The sequence below is a fragment of the Sporocytophaga sp. genome, from assembly GCF_017745095.1.
GTDB lineage: Bacteria > Bacteroidota > Bacteroidia > Cytophagales > Cytophagaceae > Sporocytophaga.
Window position 1 is genome coordinate 1 of the sequence record NZ_JAGHZZ010000031.1, and the last position, 19611, is coordinate 19611.

At 34.7% G+C, this 19611-nt stretch carries 17 protein-coding genes; all 17 read right to left on the reverse strand.

Features of this window, described 5'->3' with window-relative positions:
• Nucleotides 1-97 precede the first annotated feature (97 nt).
• Nucleotides 98-820 carry a hypothetical protein gene (locus tag J7604_RS24600; protein WP_293902388.1) on the reverse strand — a complete coding sequence of 241 codons (723 nt, stop codon included), beginning with the start codon at nt 818-820 and terminating at the stop codon, nt 98-100.
• A gap of 450 nt (nt 821-1270) precedes the next feature.
• Nucleotides 1271-1843, reverse strand: a complete 573-nt coding sequence (locus J7604_RS24605; RefSeq protein WP_293902391.1) for a dihydrofolate reductase family protein — start codon at nt 1841-1843, stop codon at nt 1271-1273.
• Between the two features lie 135 nt (nt 1844-1978).
• Complete coding sequence (locus J7604_RS24610) at nt 1979-4738, reverse strand: TIGR02921 family PEP-CTERM protein (protein WP_293902394.1); 2760 nt, start codon at nt 4736-4738, stop codon at nt 1979-1981.
• On the reverse strand, nt 4716-6257 hold the full coding sequence (xrtO, locus tag J7604_RS24615; protein ID WP_293902397.1) for an exosortase O: 1542 nt from the start codon (nt 6255-6257) through the stop codon (nt 4716-4718). Before xrtO ends, J7604_RS24610 begins: the two co-directional genes overlap by 23 nt.
• Before the next feature lie 240 nt (nt 6258-6497).
• Nucleotides 6498-8417 carry a PAS domain-containing sensor histidine kinase gene (locus J7604_RS24620; protein ID WP_293902400.1) on the reverse strand — a complete coding sequence of 640 codons (1920 nt, stop codon included), beginning with the start codon at nt 8415-8417 and terminating at the stop codon, nt 6498-6500.
• Nucleotides 8418-8642: 225 nt separating this feature from the next.
• Complete coding sequence (locus tag J7604_RS24625) at nt 8643-10580, reverse strand: PAS domain-containing sensor histidine kinase (protein WP_293902403.1); 1938 nt, start codon at nt 10578-10580, stop codon at nt 8643-8645.
• 369 nt (nt 10581-10949) lie between these two features.
• A complete protein-coding gene (locus J7604_RS24630) occupies nt 10950-11549 on the reverse strand; it encodes a DUF4494 domain-containing protein (protein ID WP_293902406.1) in 600 nt (199 codons plus the stop codon).
• Nucleotides 11550-11709: 160 nt separating this feature from the next.
• Entirely contained in the window at nt 11710-12648 is a 939-nt protein-coding gene (locus J7604_RS24635; protein WP_293902409.1) for an MBL fold metallo-hydrolase, read from the reverse strand.
• Between the two features lie 162 nt (nt 12649-12810).
• Nucleotides 12811-13329, reverse strand: coding sequence for a response regulator (locus J7604_RS24640; protein WP_293902412.1), 519 nt, complete (start codon nt 13327-13329; stop codon nt 12811-12813).
• A gap of 21 nt (nt 13330-13350) precedes the next feature.
• Entirely contained in the window at nt 13351-15561 is a 2211-nt protein-coding gene (locus J7604_RS24645; protein ID WP_293902415.1) for an ATP-binding protein, read from the reverse strand.
• Between the two features lie 163 nt (nt 15562-15724).
• Entirely contained in the window at nt 15725-15985 is a 261-nt protein-coding gene (locus J7604_RS24650; protein WP_293902418.1) for a hypothetical protein, read from the reverse strand.
• Complete coding sequence (locus tag J7604_RS24655) at nt 15975-16388, reverse strand: VOC family protein (protein ID WP_293902421.1); 414 nt, start codon at nt 16386-16388, stop codon at nt 15975-15977. The genes J7604_RS24650 and J7604_RS24655 overlap by 11 nt, the downstream gene beginning before the upstream one ends.
• Nucleotides 16366-16698 (reverse strand): helix-turn-helix transcriptional regulator, encoded by a 333-nt coding sequence (locus tag J7604_RS24660; RefSeq protein ID WP_293902424.1) that lies wholly within the window; start codon nt 16696-16698, stop codon nt 16366-16368. The genes J7604_RS24655 and J7604_RS24660 overlap by 23 nt, the downstream gene beginning before the upstream one ends.
• The gene (locus J7604_RS24665) at nt 16695-17132 is read right to left on the reverse strand and encodes an SRPBCC domain-containing protein (protein WP_293902427.1); all 438 of its coding nucleotides are present in this window, start codon (nt 17130-17132) and stop codon (nt 16695-16697) included. The genes J7604_RS24660 and J7604_RS24665 overlap by 4 nt, the downstream gene beginning before the upstream one ends.
• 126 nt (nt 17133-17258) lie before the next feature.
• Entirely contained in the window at nt 17259-17711 is a 453-nt protein-coding gene (locus J7604_RS24670; RefSeq protein WP_293902430.1) for a hypothetical protein, read from the reverse strand.
• A 55-nt stretch (nt 17712-17766) separates the two neighbouring features.
• On the reverse strand, nt 17767-18333 hold the full coding sequence (locus J7604_RS24675) for a cyclic nucleotide-binding domain-containing protein (protein WP_293902433.1): 567 nt from the start codon (nt 18331-18333) through the stop codon (nt 17767-17769).
• 171 nt (nt 18334-18504) lie between these two features.
• Nucleotides 18505-19497: an AraC family transcriptional regulator gene (locus J7604_RS24680; protein ID WP_293902436.1), complete on the reverse strand. Its 993-nt coding sequence runs from the start codon at nt 19495-19497 to the stop codon at nt 18505-18507.
• Nucleotides 19498-19611: the final 114 nt, after the last annotated feature.

Sequence of the window (19611 nt, forward strand, 5' to 3'; positions counted from 1 at the left end):
GCTGTCCTAATAATGGGAAGGTTACACTTGCAATAATTCATTAAGAGAATGTATAACACTCTAATTTCAACCTATCATTGTGATAGGGTATGAAAATTTATATTTTATCTTCATAATACTCATCAAGAATTTTATTTACAGGTTTATTCTTAAGCGGATTGACATACTTTGTTTTTGGAGAATAATCCCAGATGTTCTGCCTGTACCCTAACAACCTTCCAAGTTTACAATCCAGATTATTACTTATAAGATAATTCCTTATCTCATCGGATCTCTGTTCCAGTATAGCATCTTTTATCTGAAGCATAGTGATCATGTTCGGAACAATTCTTAGTACATATCTCCAGGGCTCATTGAAAGTATACACTTTATATGGCTCTCCTTTTCTGTCTATTAAAACAGATTCAGTAAAATAAAACCTTTCCGATTCTGAGAACTTCGAGTTTTTCCATTCATATTCATAAAACTCTCTCAGCCTCTGTTCGCGGTTCACATAGATTTTCTTACCACGCTTGCGCCGCTTTACAAGAAACTTTTTCGAATCACTATATTGAACTGTGTTTATCTTTTTCAGCAAGTCTATATAAAATAATGCTCTTGGACTTCTTCTTACATCGTCTCTCAAAACAAATGTCCTCTCCCAGCCTTTCTGGACCGGAGGAATCAATGGCTCATATCCAAGATTTCTGATTTGAACTCTTAACCTATTCTGCTCTTTATGCAAAGCAATCAGCTTCTTCTCTAATGCCTCTTTCTGCAATCGTTTTTTCTTTCTTGCAGATTGAATGCGTAAATAAAGGGTTATATCCCTTGTATCCATTTACAAATTCATCTAAAAATTGAACATAGGATTCCTGCCAGCCGCCTTGCAGCCAGAAAGAGATGCTCATTCAATTCACAAAAACGTATTGCTATCCTCAGAGACAATAAAGCTCTTGCTCAATGGTCAATTTAAAATTGAATTGAGAAAATAATGCGTAGTTCGTGACAAAATGCCACAATGGAAACAACAAGGATATAAAGTATAAAACCTACTCCCGAAATCTTATGATGATTGTGAAAGAAAATAATATCCAAGCCTTGCTACACTAAGCAAAGAATCGAATGGGCGATATTTGGATGAATTCTAACATTGGTAACCTCCTGTTTAAAAGTAAATATTATTAGGAGAATTAATTATGATGCAAAAGTAAATAATCTGAGAGAAATTTGCAAAATAAAATTCTCTCATTCCGTAGTTCTAGATAAAAAATGGCTCTTCCCATCAGTATCACTGAGAAGAGCTTTTATAGTTTATTGCAATTTCTCCATTTGAAAGTTGCTTTGTTGTTAAGACCTTTAATCTCTTTAAGCTCATTGCACTTGGAGAAAAAGGAATACCTTGTCCAAACATAACAGGATAAACAATCACCCAGAATTCATCTATTAGATTTAATTCGTTCAGCAACTGAAAGGTTGTAGGGCCACCAAACATTAGTATACTTTTACCTTCTTGCTTTTTTAATTGAAGAATTTTATCTGCTATATTTCCGTTAATGATCTTAGTATTATGGAGATCCTTCTCTATCATTGAGTTTGAGATCACGATCTTTTGAGCATCATTATACCAGTTCGAATATTTAATTTCGCTTTTGGATGCATCAGGTTTATTTCGCGCATCAGGCCAAAAGCTTTCCAACATCTGATAAGATACTCTTCCCATTAAAGCAGCATCTGCCTCATCAGTTAAACTACATATAAAATCCAGATTTTCAGGACTGGGATTAAAATCATCGAACTCGCCACGCTTTCCTGCAACAAATCCATCAATCGAGGTATGTACTATTAAAATTATCTTCCTCATATGTATTGTATGTTTATTGGTTAGTACTGATTACAAAGCTATAACTGTTTTGTTTAATCTCTGTTGTTTATATTCTATAAATCAATTCAATGAGAAAATTCCCCCTTGTTGAAAGGAGACGCCAGCATGGCGTCTCTACGAGAGGATTTCAGAAATTTTACTTTTATATCTGGAATATAAGCTGAACATTATCAGTCCACATCCAAATATAATCAATACCCATTCCTCTGGTTCCGGTGTTCCTGAGACTTCTCCGAGTTTGAACATTGGCTTAGACAATACTTCTTTTCCGTCTTCAACTTCTCTGTTAAATCGATCATCTTTACTTTCCATTTCATCCAATCGTTTGTGCTGAACTTCATTCACAAGAACTATCATAGAAGAGAACCTTGTTACAATACCCGCTTTCAAGGCAACGGTATGAATAAAATCAAGATTACTCAAATTGCTTTGACCTTTAACAGGTTTACTCATATTTATATATTGACGTGCTGCGAGCTTTTCAAATTGTGGCTGAGACTCTACATTGCCTTGTTTTATTTTCCACACATACCCTTGCTCCGACAATAAATACTCCTTAGAAAGATTATACTTGTGCTCTAATTGCTTTTGTTGAAAAAGATCATTGATAGATAAATATGACTTCCCTCCGGAATTTACAATTGTCTCCATAAGTTCATCATCATAAGCATATGGCAGCTTACCATCCATGTGTACAAGATATACTGGAAAAGTGAATTCTAATGAAGACAAACTATCTTCACTGATTTCATAATCCCCCTGATCTGTAAGAAACACAACTCCGTCATACTTCTTTTCTTTTCGCAGAGAGTCAAACTGATGAAGCATTTTCAACTGGCTTGAATTTCCCCAGTATACAAGTTCATCCGTATCTACAGCTTTAAGCTGATCTTTTCTGGCAAACTGACCAGTCAGGTAAACATCCGCCTCTTCATAGCCTTTCTCTGAAAGACTCTCAAGAATATCTTCCAGCTGCTCTTTATACTTACCAGTACTATATGATTGATCAATAATGAAAGCAAAAGAATATTTTTTATCATTTGCTTCTTCTGTTTTAGTTATTTCAGGAGTTGCAGAAATAATGGTGCTATCATTGAAAGCAAAGACATGACTTTTTCTTTCTTGTTTATTGCTGCAAGGCAAAGATACAGGAAGCCAGTCTTCATCGTTATTTTTTCCCGACTCTTTACCATTAACCAGAAATTCAGTATCTCCATCACAATATACATTCCTTTTTTGAAGCTGAAAAGGTAATGAATAGTCATTATCCAAATCAGCCAGCAACTGATAACTAAACCATAAATGGAAATCTGGACCTTCCTCTACTGTTACACTTCTTTTATCATAAATCCTGTTTTTAGGAAGTACAGGAAATGCTCTGAGACGGTATTGTCTTGGACCTACTTGTTCAAGCAATGATGGGTCAATGCGTTCTCTGACCTGTTCTTTATAAACCTGCTGAGCTGCACCTCTCGGAGACACTCTGTATGAAAACTTTTTCTCATTAGTATCGCTGATCCAAACGCCCGTAATTACTGCATGCTCAGGCAAACTAAAGTAATACAGAACCTCTTGTTGATCAAATGTATTGTTCCTGTACACTTCATGGATTTCAACATCAACTATCCCCTCCTGCTCTTTAGTCTTTATTTCTTGTTTGCTCACATGCACGTTCTTTTCGTCTATATTTAACAAGCCAGCTTCAATCCCTTGTCTTTCCCAGGTTGACTTCAAGGCACTTTTAATGGCATCTCTTTCTGTCTTTTGAAGTGAGACATCAAAACATTTTTCATACAGTTCAGATGCAGCTCTTGTGTCTTCATACATACTCCTTCCTTCATACAAAAATGGTTTCAGGAAAACGTTATGAGCAGATTGTAAGAGCTTAAAATTAGATTTTTCCCCACCAAATGCGCTTTTATAAATGGCTTCTATATGATCATTCTTCTCTTCTTCTCCAAGATACCTATAGTTGCTTAAATATGCATTTAGCAATCCACTCTTAATTTCTTCAGCATTTGAACTGAGTTCTTTTATATCAGAATCAGAGAATGAAGCTTTGTTCAATCTGGTCAGATAATCTTTCTGTGGTTGATTCCAGTTCAACAGATAAAAAAACAAAAGATTCAGAGCGGCAAAGGAACCAGTTATTGCCAGTGCTTCTCCTAATGAATAAGTTTCAGAGTACCATTTTATTTTCTTATAAAACGAAGTAAAATAGTAATAAAAAAATGCCACAGGCAAACCTAACAATAAGGTCATGGAATAAAATAAAAATACTAAGAAGATGATAACCAAAAATCCTTCACTAAATAAATATGGAATATCAGTGAGGTTAATTTTTGCCAAAGCTTTAATCAATCCTGCTAATGATGGAGGGATATAAAATATGAGCAGAAGTCCCACATAGGAACCTATTATCAGAAGTACTGAATTCAATATCAAAGAAAAACTCGCTGATAACTTTGTTGCTGGAGATTTCTCATTAATTAATCCATAGAAAAAAACAATCATCCCTGTCACAAAGAGGATAAACAAGTGTAAAGTACCTGCATGCATTTCTCTTACCAGAAACAACCTTAGAAGTAACAACAAAGTAAGAGGTACTTCCACTCCATAAAACAAGGCAACGAGTTTATCCTTGCGTTTCCTGAAAACAGTGAGCGCCAAAGTAATTGATACTAATGGAACACAATAAGCCAATATTGCTGTAATGATAAACTCAAAAGGAGAAAATCCTAAAAAAGCATCTCTGATAATAAAGATTACAAACCCAGTACTAATTTCAAGGGAAGCGAAAAGTACGAGATACAGCATATTCCATGACCAAAACAGGCCATAAGAAAAAAAATTACTTTGAATTAACTTTTTCATTGTTATTAACAGTTAAAAATTGATTTATCATTAAATTCATTTTCTTGGATAATTCTTTGAACTCTTCCGGATAATGCTCCGGAGACTGATCCAGTAATATTGAAATCATAACCCAATCATGCTCGCCATTCTTTATATCAGTCCAGACTCTGGAAGCGTGATCATGTGTTACTTGGCCAGCAGACTGAAACCAATAACAAGCCTTTTGACTGGTATTATCAAGGGAAAGCAGAGTTACCGGGAAATTCGGAGTGATCAATCTTGTTTCAGATTTTGCAATTGAAAAGCCATTAGCCTGAGTACATAGGTCCGGAGGATGATGCCCTCGCCAATTGTTTGTATATACAATCAGACAAGTTCCGGTTAACTTTCTTAATGAAAATTGAAACTTCTTACCTGAACTATTATCTCTTTCAAATGCTTTATACTCAGCCTTAGTGATAGGGATCTCTTGAGCTATAATATCTGCAGGCCATTGCAGTTCCAATTGAGGAAGATTTATAGCTGGCTTTGAGATAAACATTGTACAAGATAAAAATGTGAATAAAACTGCGGCTGAAAAGAGTGCTGGAAGATTAACAATGGTTCTATCCTTAGGTAAAGATTTTCTTGTTATTGCTATTGGATGTTCTTTGGCTGGCAGATGATAATGCAGCAAGAACCATGTGATGATACAGGAAAATAAAAAGCCTGTTATTCCCAGTGGTATATGGATAATTCCCGCAAGTACTGAGCGATCCAGCACAGTCTCAATAAAGACAATGGTAATAATTCTTACAAGATTAAAACTATAAATCAACAGATTTAGAAACATGAAATACAACAGCCATCTGAAATTAATCTTCTTGTTCTCTATCCAACTTATTGTAAAGAAGAACAGCCAACTTGTCCACAAACCATTCAGGCCACTGCAAGCAGAGCTTACCTCTGCTGATCTGTTCTCTATCATGATAATTGTTTCTTTACTAACTTCACTAATATGAAACCAGGAAAGGAATGAAGTAACAGACTCTGCTGCAAAAAGCCTTAGAGGAAAGCCCAGGTATACATCTAGATGAGGTCCCAGAGGTAATGTCTGAATTAATAAAAAAGTCGGAAGTATTCCCTTCTTCCAGTTTTCATAAGTCATAAAAAATCCTGACATGCTGAACAGCGCCAGAAAAAACAACCCACAAGAGAGCATATTAATCTTTGCATAGATCTCTGACAATGCATAAGCTACCGAAACAGAACATAGTAATATAAAAGGCATCCATCTAAACTGAATCTGTAACAGTTCACCTTTGGGTAAATTATTCAGGTGTCTTACCAGAAAGAACAAGACCATCAGGAACAAAATCAAGTTAAGAAGAGAATAGCTTTCAAAAATACTTCTGGTAAACCAGATCAAAGAAGGCAGATATAAAAATATAATGCTCATGGAGAATAGCAATGCAGCGAATAATGGCACATATCCTATCCTCCGGAACAGACCTGGCATTAGCAATTTAGACCTAAACAGACTCTCTTTGATATTCATTCAATTTAATTATCCACTAAATTAAAAAGTACTTTGCAATACAAAGTTGCAGAAAATTTTCAATAAAAAATAACCTGGTCATTATTTTTTTATAAAAAAAAGTTAGATAAAAATCGGTTGAAGGTTCAAATACCCAATAATAAGAGCAAGAGTAAGAATAAGATACCTGGAATATAATAACGAATGGTATCCGATTATTGAAAAATTCTAATGCAAAAATGACCTGATTTACATTACTTTCTACAACTTAAAAAACACTCTGAACGTCGTTCCCTTTCCCTCACTACTATCCACTTCAATTTTGCCACCTGCATTATCTATAATTCTTTTTACTATATATAGCCCAACCCCTGTACCTTCAACGTGAGAATGAAATCTTTTGAACATGGTAAAAACCTTATCAAGCTGATTCTTTGGAATACCAAGCCCATTGTCCTGCACTGAAAATAACAGGTAATTATTTATAAGTTCAGTCTTAATCAATATTTCGGGTCTGATATCAGATTGCCTGTATTTTAAAGCATTGCTCACAAGGTTGTGAATGATGCTTCTAAAATTCTTTCTTGAAAAACGAAATCCAAATCCTTCATTTAAATTGACGATAATTTTTGCGTCAGTAGATTTAATCTGCTCCTGATACAACAGTTGAATTTCTTCAAGAACCTCTTCAAAATATACGAACTCAATTTCTTCTTCAACATCTTTCTGTACCTTGCTAATTTCAGTGAGCTCCTGGATTGTATTTTTAAACCGGTCTATAGACGACGAAACAAGTTTCATAATATCTCTGAACTCTTCGTTTTTGACCATCTCTTCACCAAAGGAAACCTTTAAAGCATTAATAAGTCCTTCTATATTGGAAACAGGTGCTTTAAGATCATGAGAAGCTGTATAAATGAAGTTATCGAGGTCGTTATTTATCTTAATTAGAAGTTCATTTTTCAAAGCCAGTGCTTCCCTGTTTTTTACCTGCTCAGTAACATCATAAGCAAAAATAAAAATACCATTGATACATCCATTTTCTCCATGCATTGCATAAATAGCAAACGTAAAATAAAATGTTTCTATGGTGCCAGAAAGAGGATTAAGCATCGGGTAAGGAAGTTCTATACCAATGTACGGTTCCCCTGTCTTATAAACTTGATCTAACTTTTCTATAAAATCCAGACCGGAAGCGTTCGGAAACACGTCTATTGCACGGAATCCAATAACATTGCGGTTCCCGAACAATCTTTCCACTGCAGGATTGATAAGCTCAAACTCATGGTCTGGCCCTTTTAGTGTACAGACTATTGCAGGAATCAGATCAAAAAGATTTTTTAAAAGTTGTCTTTGAATTTCGGTAGAGTTGTAGACCAGTCTTTCCTTTTCAACAATTTTCAGTCGTTCAAACTCCTCCAGTTTTCTCTCGTTGATGTCATTCAAAGAACCGAACCATGATATTACTTTTCCTGAAGCATCCATTATTGGCTGAGCTTGCAGCAAGAACCACCTGTAGGTGCCGTCAAATCGACGACAACGTAATTCATTCTCGAAAAAAGATTCTTTAGTTAAAGCATCATTCCATTTGGCCTTATATTTTATTTCATCTTCCGGATGGAAAGACTGCCAGTCCCCCTCAAGTGAAGCTCTTTTGTCCAGGTTGCCTGTATAATCAAACCACTTATCAGAAACAAAAGTGATATCACCTTCTGAATTTGCAGTCCATATGTAAGAAGGAACAAAATTTGCCAGCTTGCGCCAATTTTCTTCACTTTCTTTTAATTTCTTCCTTGCTTCAACCTTTTCAGTTACATCAAAAATCTGAACATAAATTCCATAAATGATGCCATCATCTAGTATGATAGCCTGATAAGTAAAATCAAAAATCCGCTCTTCCTTGCCTCCTTTCTTAGCAGGCATTTCAGAGCCTGTAAATGGATTTCCTGTATTATATACAGAATCAAGCACCTTGGTAAGTCCCATCTCTGCTAGCTCTGGAAATACTTCACGCACTGCAAGTCCTATTATCTCTTTGTCTCCCACCAAAGCCTGATATGCAGGATTTACATAGTCATACACATGATCTTTCCCTTTAAGAATACAGATCATAGAGGGATCTTTATGAAATACCCCTAACAAATGTTTTATTGAGAATTTAGACAAACTTGTTACGGACATTCTGTTTAAGTTAAAAATGGATTACAAACAAAAACGAATCACTGAGATGAATAAAACTAAAAATAGAATTATTGGTTAAAAAATATTCCACTTTCAGTAAATTAAATCTTCATTATACCAATGTAAACAGCTTACACTAAAAACAAACTATTAATTTCCAATTCTTTAGTTATTGAATAGGACATAACTGTATTTTCATTTTCTTAATCATTCTTAAATTCTATCTTAAAACAAATCTATTTGATTAGTGAGTTTAAAATATAACTTAAAATTAGTTCCCTCTCCTTCATTACTATCCACCTCTATTCTACCATTGGAGTTTTCCATCATTCTTTTTACAATATAAAGGCCCACGCCTGTCCCCTCTACATGATCATGAAATCTTTTAAACATAGTAAAAACCTTACCCAGATGAATTTTGGGAATACCCAAACCATTATCCTTCACAGAAAGTAAAAGATAATTTTTATTTTTTTCACCTGTTAAAACAATCTTCGTTTTTTGATCAGGTTTCCTATATTTTAATGCATTGCTAACGAGATTGATTATTATACTTCTGAAATTTTTTCTGGAAAAAGAGAAACTAGCTTTAACGTCCCAATGAATTTCTATGCTGGCATCAGAGACTTTGATAGCATCTCTGTAGAGCAATCTGATTTCCTCCATCACTTCCTCAAGATATGTAAAATCAATCACCTCTTCAATATCATTTTGAACTTTGCTGATATCTGTAAGCTCTTGAAGTGTATTTTTAAATCGATCTATAGAGGTTGATACATATTTCATTATGGAATTAAATTCATCATTTCTTTTTATTTCATCGCTTAATGAAATTTTCAGAGTATTCATCAATCCTTCAATATTAAATACAGGTGCTCTCAGGTCGTGAGAAGCTGTATATATAAAGTTATCAAGCTCATTGTTAATTCTTATAAGATGTTCATTCTTAAGAGCTAGCTTCTCTCTTGTTTTGACTTGCTCTGTCACATCGGAGGCAAATACGAGTATGCCATTGACATTCCTCCTTTCGTCATACATTGCATAAAAGGAACAATTGAAATAAAAATTTTCAGGTTCAAGACCGTAGTCTTTAGTAAAAGCATAAGGAATTTCTTTTCCGACAAAGGGCTTTCCCGTTTTAAATATTTTATCTAAATGCCTGATCAATCCTTGATCCAGTACTTCTGGTAAAGCATCCTTGACTAATTTGCCGAGGAGCTGTCTAGAGCCGAAAAATTTTTCAACAGCTGGATTAATAAATTCGAATTTATGATCACTACCTTTTAAAGTACATATCATTGCAGGAATCTTATTAAACAAATTCTCAAGCATTTGCCTTTGAATCTCTGATGAAATAAACAATTGTTTTTCTTTAGCTACCGATTCTTGCTTTTCAATTTCTGCAATCTTTCTTTCATTTATATCAAAGAGAGATCCAAACCAGGAGGTTATTTTTCCAGTTTGATCCAACATAGGCTCTGCCTGAACAAGAAACCATCTGTATATCCCGTCATATCTGCGACAACGCATTTCCATTTTTAAAACACTTTTATTTTTTATAGCTTCCTGCCATTTAATTTTTGAATGGAAGTGGTCCATTGGATGTATGCTTTGACGATATTCATCCTCAGTTAGTTCTCCGTTACCAAAGCCGCAATATGCTCTCCATTTTTCAGATACAAAGGTTAACTCTCCTTGAGCATTTGCTTTCCAGTTGAAGGAAGGAACATAGTTGGCGAGCTTGCGCCAGCTCTCCTCACTTTCTCTTAATCTACGCTTATAAAGAACCTTTTTAGTAACTTCTTTTGCCCGAACATATGTTCCATAGATTTGTCCATCCGAAAGCTTTATAGGATAATATAGAAGGTCGAAATAATGCTCCTCATTATTTATATTAAAAGGCATTCCATTTGTAGTGAATGAGTTGCCTGTTAAATAAACATAGTCCATAATTTCTATGAAACCTTGCTCTGCAAGCTCAGGAAAAACTTCTCTAATCGGACAGTCTAGTAATTCCCTTTCCACAACCAAATTCTGATAAGCAGCATTAACATACTCATATATGTGATCCTTCCCCCTCACAATACAAATCATAGCAGTGTCCTGATCAAATACACCCAATATATGTTCAAGTGACAATTTGGGCTGAAGCTCTAAATACATTTAGATAAAAATTTAAAGTTGATAGATAGATAAATAAATAATACTCATTATTGAGGATAACAACTAAAAACTGAATTATTAGTTAAAAAGTCAACCAGAATTTTACAAGTACGTAAGCCTGGGAAGCCCTGTATTGGCCAGTCTTGAGCAATCAACTAATAGTCAATTCATTAAAAAATACCTTGTTGTATTATTAAATTAAAAAATTAATCAAGGCCTCCACAAACTTTATCTCTGGCTCTACCTTGTAATACAGTAATTCTGAAGAATATAAAATCAAATTTGGGGAGACAAAAAATCTAGTCAAAAAAAAATCAGGAATGATAAGCTAGTTGCTCATTTCCATTCCTGATTAAAAGTGTAATGTGATTACTCTGCAGATGCTTCTGTTTCTATTTCAGCACTTGCTTCTATTTCTTCATTTGCTTCTGCTTCAGCGCTTACTTCGATATCAGAATTTGCTTCTGTTTCTTCATTCGCTGCTGTTTCTGTTCTTGCTTCTGCTTCAGCCAAAGCTTGTGCTAATGGTTTTAAATTAGGTTCAGGCTCATGGTATGGAAGAATTTCCACTATGTTCGTAGTAATAATTTCAAGTATCTGATAATCTGAAGTAGAATCTGAAAAGAGATCTTCTACACGGTCATAAGCTTCTCTTACATTATTCCCGTTAACCAGAATCATTTGTTTTAACTTCTTCTCCTTGCCTGCTTTCTCATCAAGAGATGTGATAGCCACTTTGCACTTATACCAGGTAAGTCCTTCCTCATTGATCACGAGTTCATGTACACGATATTTGCTTACAGTAAGCAGAACAAATTCTCTGAAGTTAGATCCTATTTCGTCATACACTCTAGCTTCAGCATCGGTGAAGCTTACTGCATCAATTAAATATACTTCAGTAACAGTAGTAAAACCTCCGTTCTGATCTTCTCTGTTGTATTTGAATTTACACTCAAACCAGGTTGCCATAATAACTAATGATTTTTAGATTTAGAGAATAAAGTTAATCTTTCTTCAACTAAAAATCATCTGACATTAATAATTTTTTATCCACTCAGACTAACATGTAGATAAATAAAAAAGAACTCCGTTGCTGGAGTTCTCGACAATTTGTTTTCTCTTTTTCTGATTATCTCTTCTTTGCAAAATAATAACCTAACCCTGCGCCTACAGCCAACAAAGAAAATACAGATGCAATTCTTCCTACCGTCCTGAAAGTATGTCCGTTATTCGAAGTATGTGCTCCTGATAATTCAGTTGTTTTATAAAGGTCATCTTCCTTCATTGCTTCTTTTTCAAAAACTTTGACGAGCGTATCTAATCCGCTACGCAATGAGTCTTCCGAGACTGGTCTTCCCTGCCCCATTCCTGCTATGGTAGGATTCAAAGACTGAAGCCTCTTCAAAGAGCTGCACACTTTTGATTTATTTATATTATAATGAGCCGGAGGGCCTTGCATTTCCGGATCTTCAGATAGAGCTATCGGTGGTATGCTCAGCTTTTGTTTTGAAGTGATAATATCTCCCGCTATCAAAACTTTATCTTTGGGTCTGAAAAAAGATATGTGACCTGGTGATACTCCAGGGGTATGAATATATCTCCATCCCTCCAAAGATGGTACCCAGCTTTCAGGCAAAGGCATAATATGATTACTAAAATTCAGAGTTTTACCGGAATACAATTGAAGCAGATAAGCCATGGCGGCGCTTCCAGAAACATTTTCAGGTGGTGGAAAGTTCAAATCACCAGTTAAATACGGGATTTCTAATGGATGAGCATAGATCTTTATATCTGGCCATTTTTTCAGCAATTCAGGCACTCCACCAACATGATCAAAATGCCCATGTGTAAGAAGTAAAGCCTGAGGAGGGTTATCTTTTCCAAAAAGCTTGGCGGCTTCTTTAATTATTTTTTTTCCGGAACCTGTTATTCCTGCATCTATAATAGTCCATGGATTTCCATCCCCTGGTTCTCCGATTAAATAAAAATTAACATTAAGACTTTTGAAACCTATCACGTCTTCTGCCAGCTCGTATCGGTTTTTCCTTCTCAACAGATCCCAAACCATTCTCGTCCTTATTTATACATTGAAAACAGTAAAAACCGGAGGTAAAGTTTATTCTAAACTCAGGGATATTAAAAGGAATGGGGAACTTTCACCAATGAAATAAGGAGGAACTTAAAAATAAAACCGGAAATTCTTGAATGATTTCCGGTTTTGAAATAATGATTAAAACTGTGGACCTACGTTGTCGGTAATATGTCCTGTTTGGTAAAGAGTAAAGGCAACTACCGTTACGATTCCAATGATGATTCCGAATACCAACAAAAGTCTTTTATAAAACTTATTGTCTTTCTCCAGCTTGTGTTTTTTAAGAATATTTTTAACTACGTTATCAGCTCTGTGAAATGCACTTTCATTTTTAATGATATAATCAAAGGCTCCGTGAGTCAATGTGTCAATAGCTATTTCAATTTTGTCCTGAGCTGTAAACATTACTACTTCTGCAGAAGGAAGTCTGTTTTTTATAGCTCTCAGAATCTCCATACCATTTTTGGCATTCTTATTTTCTGTACTTAATGTATAATCCAGGAAAATGATTTCCGGATCTTTATCCAGATTATTCAGACAATCTTCTCCGGTATTGAAAATGTCTATTTTATAGTTATGATTTTTTAATAGATAATCCTTCAGAAGTTCACACTGCATTTTATCATCATCTACGATAAAAATATTCACATCTTTCATAAAAGTAAATTTGAATAGTTTTTAATATAAAGTTTGTTTTTCTGTTTCCAGTTGTTGATACGTTAAATACAAAATAGAATCGAATTTTGCAATTAGTTCTTGCATTATTTCCAGATCAACTTGCTCTACAGACTGATGTTCAATCTGTTGAACAATATCACTTCCTACCTTTATACCCATATATTTCACTCTTGGTTTCAACGCATGAGCAATCAATCCTACTTCTTTCCAGTTGTTTTCTGCAGCCTTCTCTTTGAGTTTTTGCCAGTCTCCAGGAACTGATTCAAGAAACATATTGATATATTTCAACATCTGATCCCTATTGTTGGACGTCATGCCTCTGAGAAAACTTAGATCAGCCATACCCTCACTCATAAGACTACCCGAAACTTCTTTGTTGTCTTTAGTAAGCTCAATTACTTTTTCTTTATTAATTAATGTTGAAATTTTAATCAATAAAATATCTGCATCAAAAGGCTTCGAAATAAAGTCTGTCATTCCGCTATCAAAACAACTGTCTATCTCCGGCTTGGTAGCGCTTGCAGTCATAGCTATGACAGGTACATCCGAATATCCAAGAGAACTATTCTTACGAATATATTTAGTTGTTTCATAACCATTCATTTCAGGCATTTGGACATCCATGAGGATGATATCATAGTGTTTGCTTTTATTTTTCAGTAATTCAATTGCAACTTTTCCGTTCGATGCCACATCTATAGTAAGATTCTTTATCAAGGATTTCAATGTGTCTACTGCTACGACCTGGTTAAACTCATTGTCTTCAACAAGTAGGATTTTTATGCCATGAAGTTCCTGAACCCTTGTCTGAATTGGTTTTTCGTTTCTTTCCACTTTTTCAGTCCCAGCTTTATACCAGATTCTGAAAGAAAAAGTAGTTCCTTCTCCAAGCTTACTTTCCACAGTAATAGTGCCCCCTTGAAGTTCTACAATTTTCTTTGATATGCTAAGCCCGAGACCTGTGCCCCCAAACTTCCTGGATGTATCTCTTGCTGCCTGTGCAAAGTCTTCGAATATAGTAGCCAACTTGTTCTGCGGTATACCAATACCGGTATCCTGAACAGAAAATTCAATCAACAAATCATTCCCCTTTTGTTCTATCAGCCTGCAGTACATATCAATACTGCCTTTTTCAGTAAACTTGACAGAATTACCTACCAGGTTTACCAATACCTGATTCAACTTACCAGGGTCTCCGATTATAGTATCGGGAAGACTTTCATCAATAATCGGTGTCAGTTTAATTTCTTTTTCATCAGTCTTTATTTTGAAAGTATTATAAAGGCCGTAAAAAATATCAGAAAGGTTAAAGTTGATTTTCTCGAATTCAATTTTTCCAGCATTGATTTTTGAGAAATCGAGAATCTCATTGATAATTACCATCAGATTATCAGATGACTGACGTATTGCTTTAAGATAGCTCTCTTGTTTCGGTGCCAGGGGAGTATTAAGAATCAGATTGGTCATACCAATGATTGCATTCATTGGAGTTCTTATTTCATGACTCATATTGGCAAGAAACTGCTCTTCTCTTTTCTTCGCTTGTTCTGCTTTTACAATAAATCTATTCAATACGATCTCAGTCCTGATCCTTTTTCCAATATCACTGTTAAGCAATATCAGTACCCAGGCCAGAAAAGACAATGCTATTACATTTCCGATAATAATAAATATCAATGCATAGCCAGATTTTGAATCTACTTCATCAGATTGCAAATCATATCTGTCTATTTCTTCAGTTTTTATCTTAACTATCAAACTTTGTAACTGGGCCAATAAGTCTCTACTAGTGCCTGATCTAAGGACGGCTATTGCATCTTTCTGTCCTTTTTCATTTTTCAGGCGAATGGTTTGCTCAGCAAGCTTAACCTTCCGGTCCACCAAATCATCCAGCTCTTTCAGCCTTTTCTGATTCTTATAGTTTTTAGAAAATGAAGCAATTTCTTCTGTAATAAGTAAGCGTGCATGATTATAAGATTCCAGATAAGTGCTGTCACCACTGATCACATAACCTTGCTGACCCGTTTCAATATCTCTTATGTAAAATTGAATATTTTCCAGTAAAACCTGACTTTTCCGGGCTTTCACCTCATTTCTTCTTACATCACGAAAACTATGAAGGCTGTAATAGGAGAAAATTCCTGTTGCGTTGAGTACTATGAAGACAATACAGAACCCTAAACTTATATTCTTATTCAGATTCCATTTCATACGGAATGGGCAATTATTTTTATGCTAAACTTTTAAATATAAGTATTTTAATCGGGGGAGCAAAAAGGGAAGAAAGGAATATTTAAGGTATAACAAAAACCAACACAACAATCTAATGACTAACCAATTACAATTGGCAATTCTAATTTATATCTTTCGAACATCACGGAATAAGTTCAACCAATTGCCCTACTTTCAGCAAATCCATATCTGACTTAGTTTTTAAATGAAATGCAAAGACATCAAATGTAGAATTGCCATTTTTATTTGAAGTTTTGGGTTGCGATATAATAGGCTTAATTGGAACACCACCTAACGTTGACTTATCTGTTAAAGAAAAATCAATGTTTTCATTTATTGACCTTGCAAAAACAAATTTTGATATTCGGTCTGAATTTCCAATATATAGTATTTCAAAAAGCATCGTCTTTCAATTCTATTGATCTTCCATCCGGGTCTTTTACAATAGCAGAATATCCCCATTCATTATTTACAGGTTCAGATACAATTTGAGAATTATTGTCTTTTAATTTCTTTATGATTTCGTCAAGATTATTTACAGAAAAACCAAGCCTGGTAGTACTATCTGCGACCGCTACAGACTTAGGCAAAGGATAAATTTCCAACACAAATTTTCCTATTGAACATGAAAAATGTGTAGGACCACTTCCATGTTTTTCTTCCTGAAACGACAAGCCAAGAGTAGAATAAAAATCTACTAAGAGTTGAAGCTGTCTGGTTTTCAGAACTAGTAAAGATATTTCAGGTTGCATTGAAGTGTTTTTAACGTCTATGCTTTTTCGCTCATTTCTTCTTTGCTTTTTCATTTAAAAGCGCTTCGAGCTTTCTTAATTTCTTTTTCCAGAAAGTGTCAAAGAAACCAATCCACTCCTGTACTTCAGAAAACCCATCCTGATTCAGTACACAATACCTTTCTCTGCCAATATCTTCAATCGATATAAATCCCGCTGAATTCAATATTTTAATATGTTTCGAAACAGCAGGTCTGCTCATTTCGAAATTTTCCGCAAGTGCGTTGATCGATAAGCTGTCTTTTGATAGCAGTTGAAGTATATATCTTCTGCTTGGATCTGACAATGCATAAAAAGGATCTAATGATAGTGGCTTTGATTTCATTTCTTATTTGTATCAATTAACAATGTAAACCTTTTCATCACTTTTGATTTCCAGCCAATATTCATGAAGAAATAAGCCAGATAATTTTTCATTCCTTTAAAACCTTTATGTTCAAGAACCAAATCAGTACCACCATCTTTTGCTGTTAAAGTCCAGGTAACAACAGAATCCAAGGTAATCTGTCCTTTGGAACCTCCCTTCCAGGAGTAGGAAAGATTTGTATAGGGTTTTACCTCCAATACTTCACAGTATACAATACCGTCAAATTTGACTTTTACTTTAGGTTTGGTGGTAAATTGAAACTTATGACCAACTACTGGTTTAAAGTCGTTCTCCATTAACCACTGAGCAATTAGATCTGGATCCGTAAGAAATTTCCATACTGTTTCCGGTGAATGATTAAAAAACCATTGATGTCTGATATCTCTTTGCATAATATGTAACCAATTAGTTACACAAATATATGTAACTAATTGGTTACACAAAATAAATTATCAATTAATTTTTAAGAAATTCAATACTACTATTATCAGAATGAAAAAACAATAATTTGGCGACAATCAGAAGCGTATACCACTGAAATAAGTCCACAGAATGAATAGCAGCTGCAGTGGCACTCTGAACCATAAATAAGCCATGCCCGGACCTTCCAATGTTCCTTTTTGATAATCTACATGTTTGATCGCTGCATATATATTTGCTGGAAGCAATAAAAGAAAAAATACGATCAGCAACCATGCGGTAATATGCTTTAAACCCGGTAAAAGTAATCCTATAGCCGCAGCGATCTCAATCAATCCTGTAAGGTAAATTGTTTGAGTTTTAAAGGGAACCAAATCCGGCAGCATCATAGACATCCCTTTGGTAAAGACAAAGTGGCCAATAGCAGTAAAAAGCAGCATTGCTGCCATAGCTATTCTTCCTGCAAGTGAAATATTTACAACTCCGTAAATCAATTTTATTGCGGTAATGGAAATTATAAAGACGGCAAGCAATACAATCAGAGGTTTCATAGAATCTTTTTTGGTAAAGGTCAAAAGATTTTATTTTCCGGACAATGAACCTGGGTTAAGAAATGCGTTTTCTGATCCTGCTGAGCGCCTGAGGAGTTATGCCAATATAAGAAGCAATGTATTTCAATGGAATCAGTTGAATCAAATGAGGTTGCTCTATAAACAACTTCAGATACCTTTCTTCAGGAGTATCATTTAAAAATGAAAGTTCTCTTTTAGCCTTTTTCTGAAACAAATCTTCACTTGCGAACCTACCGATTTTATTTCCGACTTCAGTCTCCGAATATATGATCTGAAGATCCTGATAGGTTAATCGCCAAAGGATTGTTTCAGTTATTGTTTCTACCCTATATAAAGAAGGTATACGAGACAGGAATGAATCATAGGCACTCACAAACCCATTATCAAAGGAAAACGAAAAGGTCAAATCTTTATCTTCTTTTGGAATATAAAATCTGATGATTCCTTTTTCTACAAATGACAAATAGTTTTCTGTTTGCCCAGTCTCTAACAGCACAGTTTTTGAAGGAAATTTCTGTCTCGAAAGTTTTGAAGAAAAAATCTCCCATTCATTTTCACTAAGCGCTACAATCTTTTCAAACAGATTTCTGATAAGGTCCATTTTCAAAAGATTAAAAACTCTGAGGATAAAAATCCAATATTATGATTGAACCCAAAGTAAGTAGAACTGCTAATACTATCCTTGTATAAGGCTTGCGTAATATTGAAAGAAATAACCTCATAAGGCAAAGTTACATCATATGATTAAGTTAATGAAGTATTTCAGGGCTTATTACTTTTTTTTAAACTCCTTAGGTAAACATCCAAACTTCTTCTTGAATGCCACAGTAAAATGCTGCGGATTCTTATAGCCTATTATATGTGAGACTTCAGCGATAGACTGCTCTCCATGCTGAAGCAATGATTTGGCCATTTGCAGACGTTCTTCTGCAAGGTATCCGAATATAGTATTATCAAAAAGTTCCTTAAAACCTTCTTTCAATTTAAAGTTGTTGAGTCCGGTCATCTTTGAAAGCTCCAACAATGAATAAGGTTCTGAAAGATTCATTCTTACCAACTCCCGAACATAATTAAGCTTTTCTATATCATCCTTTCTTAAAACAATTTTAGATTCTCTATTGGTCTGACTATTTAATTGTGCTATCTGCAATGATAACAACTCAAGGACTTTGGCCTCCAGATATACCTTTTTCAATTGACCTGAAAACTTACAATGAATTATATCAGCAAGCACCTGCTTCATAAGAGTTGTAATAGGCATGCATCGATTTCCTAATATAGCGGGCTTATTCTCATCGATACTCACTCCGAATTCCTTAAGTATACTTAAATCATTATTAAAAATCTTACGCAGATACTCTACTGACAATTGTATTTCCAGGCAAAATCTGTCTTCATGAACCGGATTAAAAATGTAACCCTTCATTTCAGGAAAGTAATATAAAGCATGATGCTCATCTTCATAGGCTATATCCATCCCCCCTGTTGCCTTATTAGAAAAGCTATTGCCTCCTCTTAATTCAAAATGCATTTCAAGATGGGGCGTGTCTTTTTCAATATGAGTAATCAATTCAGAGGGGCAACGCATTGAAAACATATTGATAAGAAATCCATCAATCAAAAGAACATTTGACTTGCCTGAAATTCCTCTATATACACCGCTGGCCTCAAATTCTTGTATACCATTTGAGGTAGAATAACCATTCGGAAGTTCAAATACTGTGATAATTTCCTGAAGATCTTCACTTCTAAGGGTTGTTCTCATTTTATTCCTTTTGCGTCATTAATATTACTTCTTGCGTTATTTTTCCCCTCTCTCACCTTCCTATATTTGCAATCCTAATATGAATTTAGACTAATTCTAAATAAAAGTCAAATT

Excerpts from the sequence above, each read along its gene's own strand:
- J7604_RS24600 (WP_293902388.1), bottom strand. The coding sequence starts at position 820 with ATGGATACAAGGGATATAACCCTTTATTTACGCATTCAATCTGCAAGA.
- J7604_RS24605 (WP_293902391.1), bottom strand. The coding sequence starts at position 1,843 with ATGAGGAAGATAATTTTAATAGTACATACCTCGATTGATGGATTTGTT.
- J7604_RS24610 (WP_293902394.1), bottom strand. The coding sequence starts at position 4,738 with ATGAAAAAGTTAATTCAAAGTAATTTTTTTTCTTATGGCCTGTTTTGG.
- xrtO (WP_293902397.1), bottom strand. The coding sequence starts at position 6,257 with ATGAATATCAAAGAGAGTCTGTTTAGGTCTAAATTGCTAATGCCAGGT.
- J7604_RS24620 (WP_293902400.1), bottom strand. The coding sequence starts at position 8,417 with ATGTCCGTAACAAGTTTGTCTAAATTCTCAATAAAACATTTGTTAGGG.
- J7604_RS24625 (WP_293902403.1), bottom strand. The coding sequence starts at position 10,580 with ATGTATTTAGAGCTTCAGCCCAAATTGTCACTTGAACATATATTGGGT.
- J7604_RS24630 (WP_293902406.1), bottom strand. The coding sequence starts at position 11,549 with ATGGCAACCTGGTTTGAGTGTAAATTCAAATACAACAGAGAAGATCAG.
- J7604_RS24635 (WP_293902409.1), bottom strand. The coding sequence starts at position 12,648 with ATGGTTTGGGATCTGTTGAGAAGGAAAAACCGATACGAGCTGGCAGAA.
- J7604_RS24640 (WP_293902412.1), bottom strand. The coding sequence starts at position 13,329 with ATGAAAGATGTGAATATTTTTATCGTAGATGATGATAAAATGCAGTGT.
- J7604_RS24645 (WP_293902415.1), bottom strand. The coding sequence starts at position 15,561 with ATGAAATGGAATCTGAATAAGAATATAAGTTTAGGGTTCTGTATTGTC.
- J7604_RS24650 (WP_293902418.1), bottom strand. The coding sequence starts at position 15,985 with ATGCTTTTTGAAATACTATATATTGGAAATTCAGACCGAATATCAAAA.
- J7604_RS24655 (WP_293902421.1), bottom strand. The coding sequence starts at position 16,388 with ATGAAAAAGCAAAGAAGAAATGAGCGAAAAAGCATAGACGTTAAAAAC.
- J7604_RS24660 (WP_293902424.1), bottom strand. The coding sequence starts at position 16,698 with ATGAAATCAAAGCCACTATCATTAGATCCTTTTTATGCATTGTCAGAT.
- J7604_RS24665 (WP_293902427.1), bottom strand. The coding sequence starts at position 17,132 with ATGCAAAGAGATATCAGACATCAATGGTTTTTTAATCATTCACCGGAA.
- J7604_RS24670 (WP_293902430.1), bottom strand. The coding sequence starts at position 17,711 with ATGAAACCTCTGATTGTATTGCTTGCCGTCTTTATAATTTCCATTACC.
- J7604_RS24675 (WP_293902433.1), bottom strand. The coding sequence starts at position 18,333 with ATGGACCTTATCAGAAATCTGTTTGAAAAGATTGTAGCGCTTAGTGAA.
- J7604_RS24680 (WP_293902436.1), bottom strand. The coding sequence starts at position 19,497 with ATGAGAACAACCCTTAGAAGTGAAGATCTTCAGGAAATTATCACAGTA.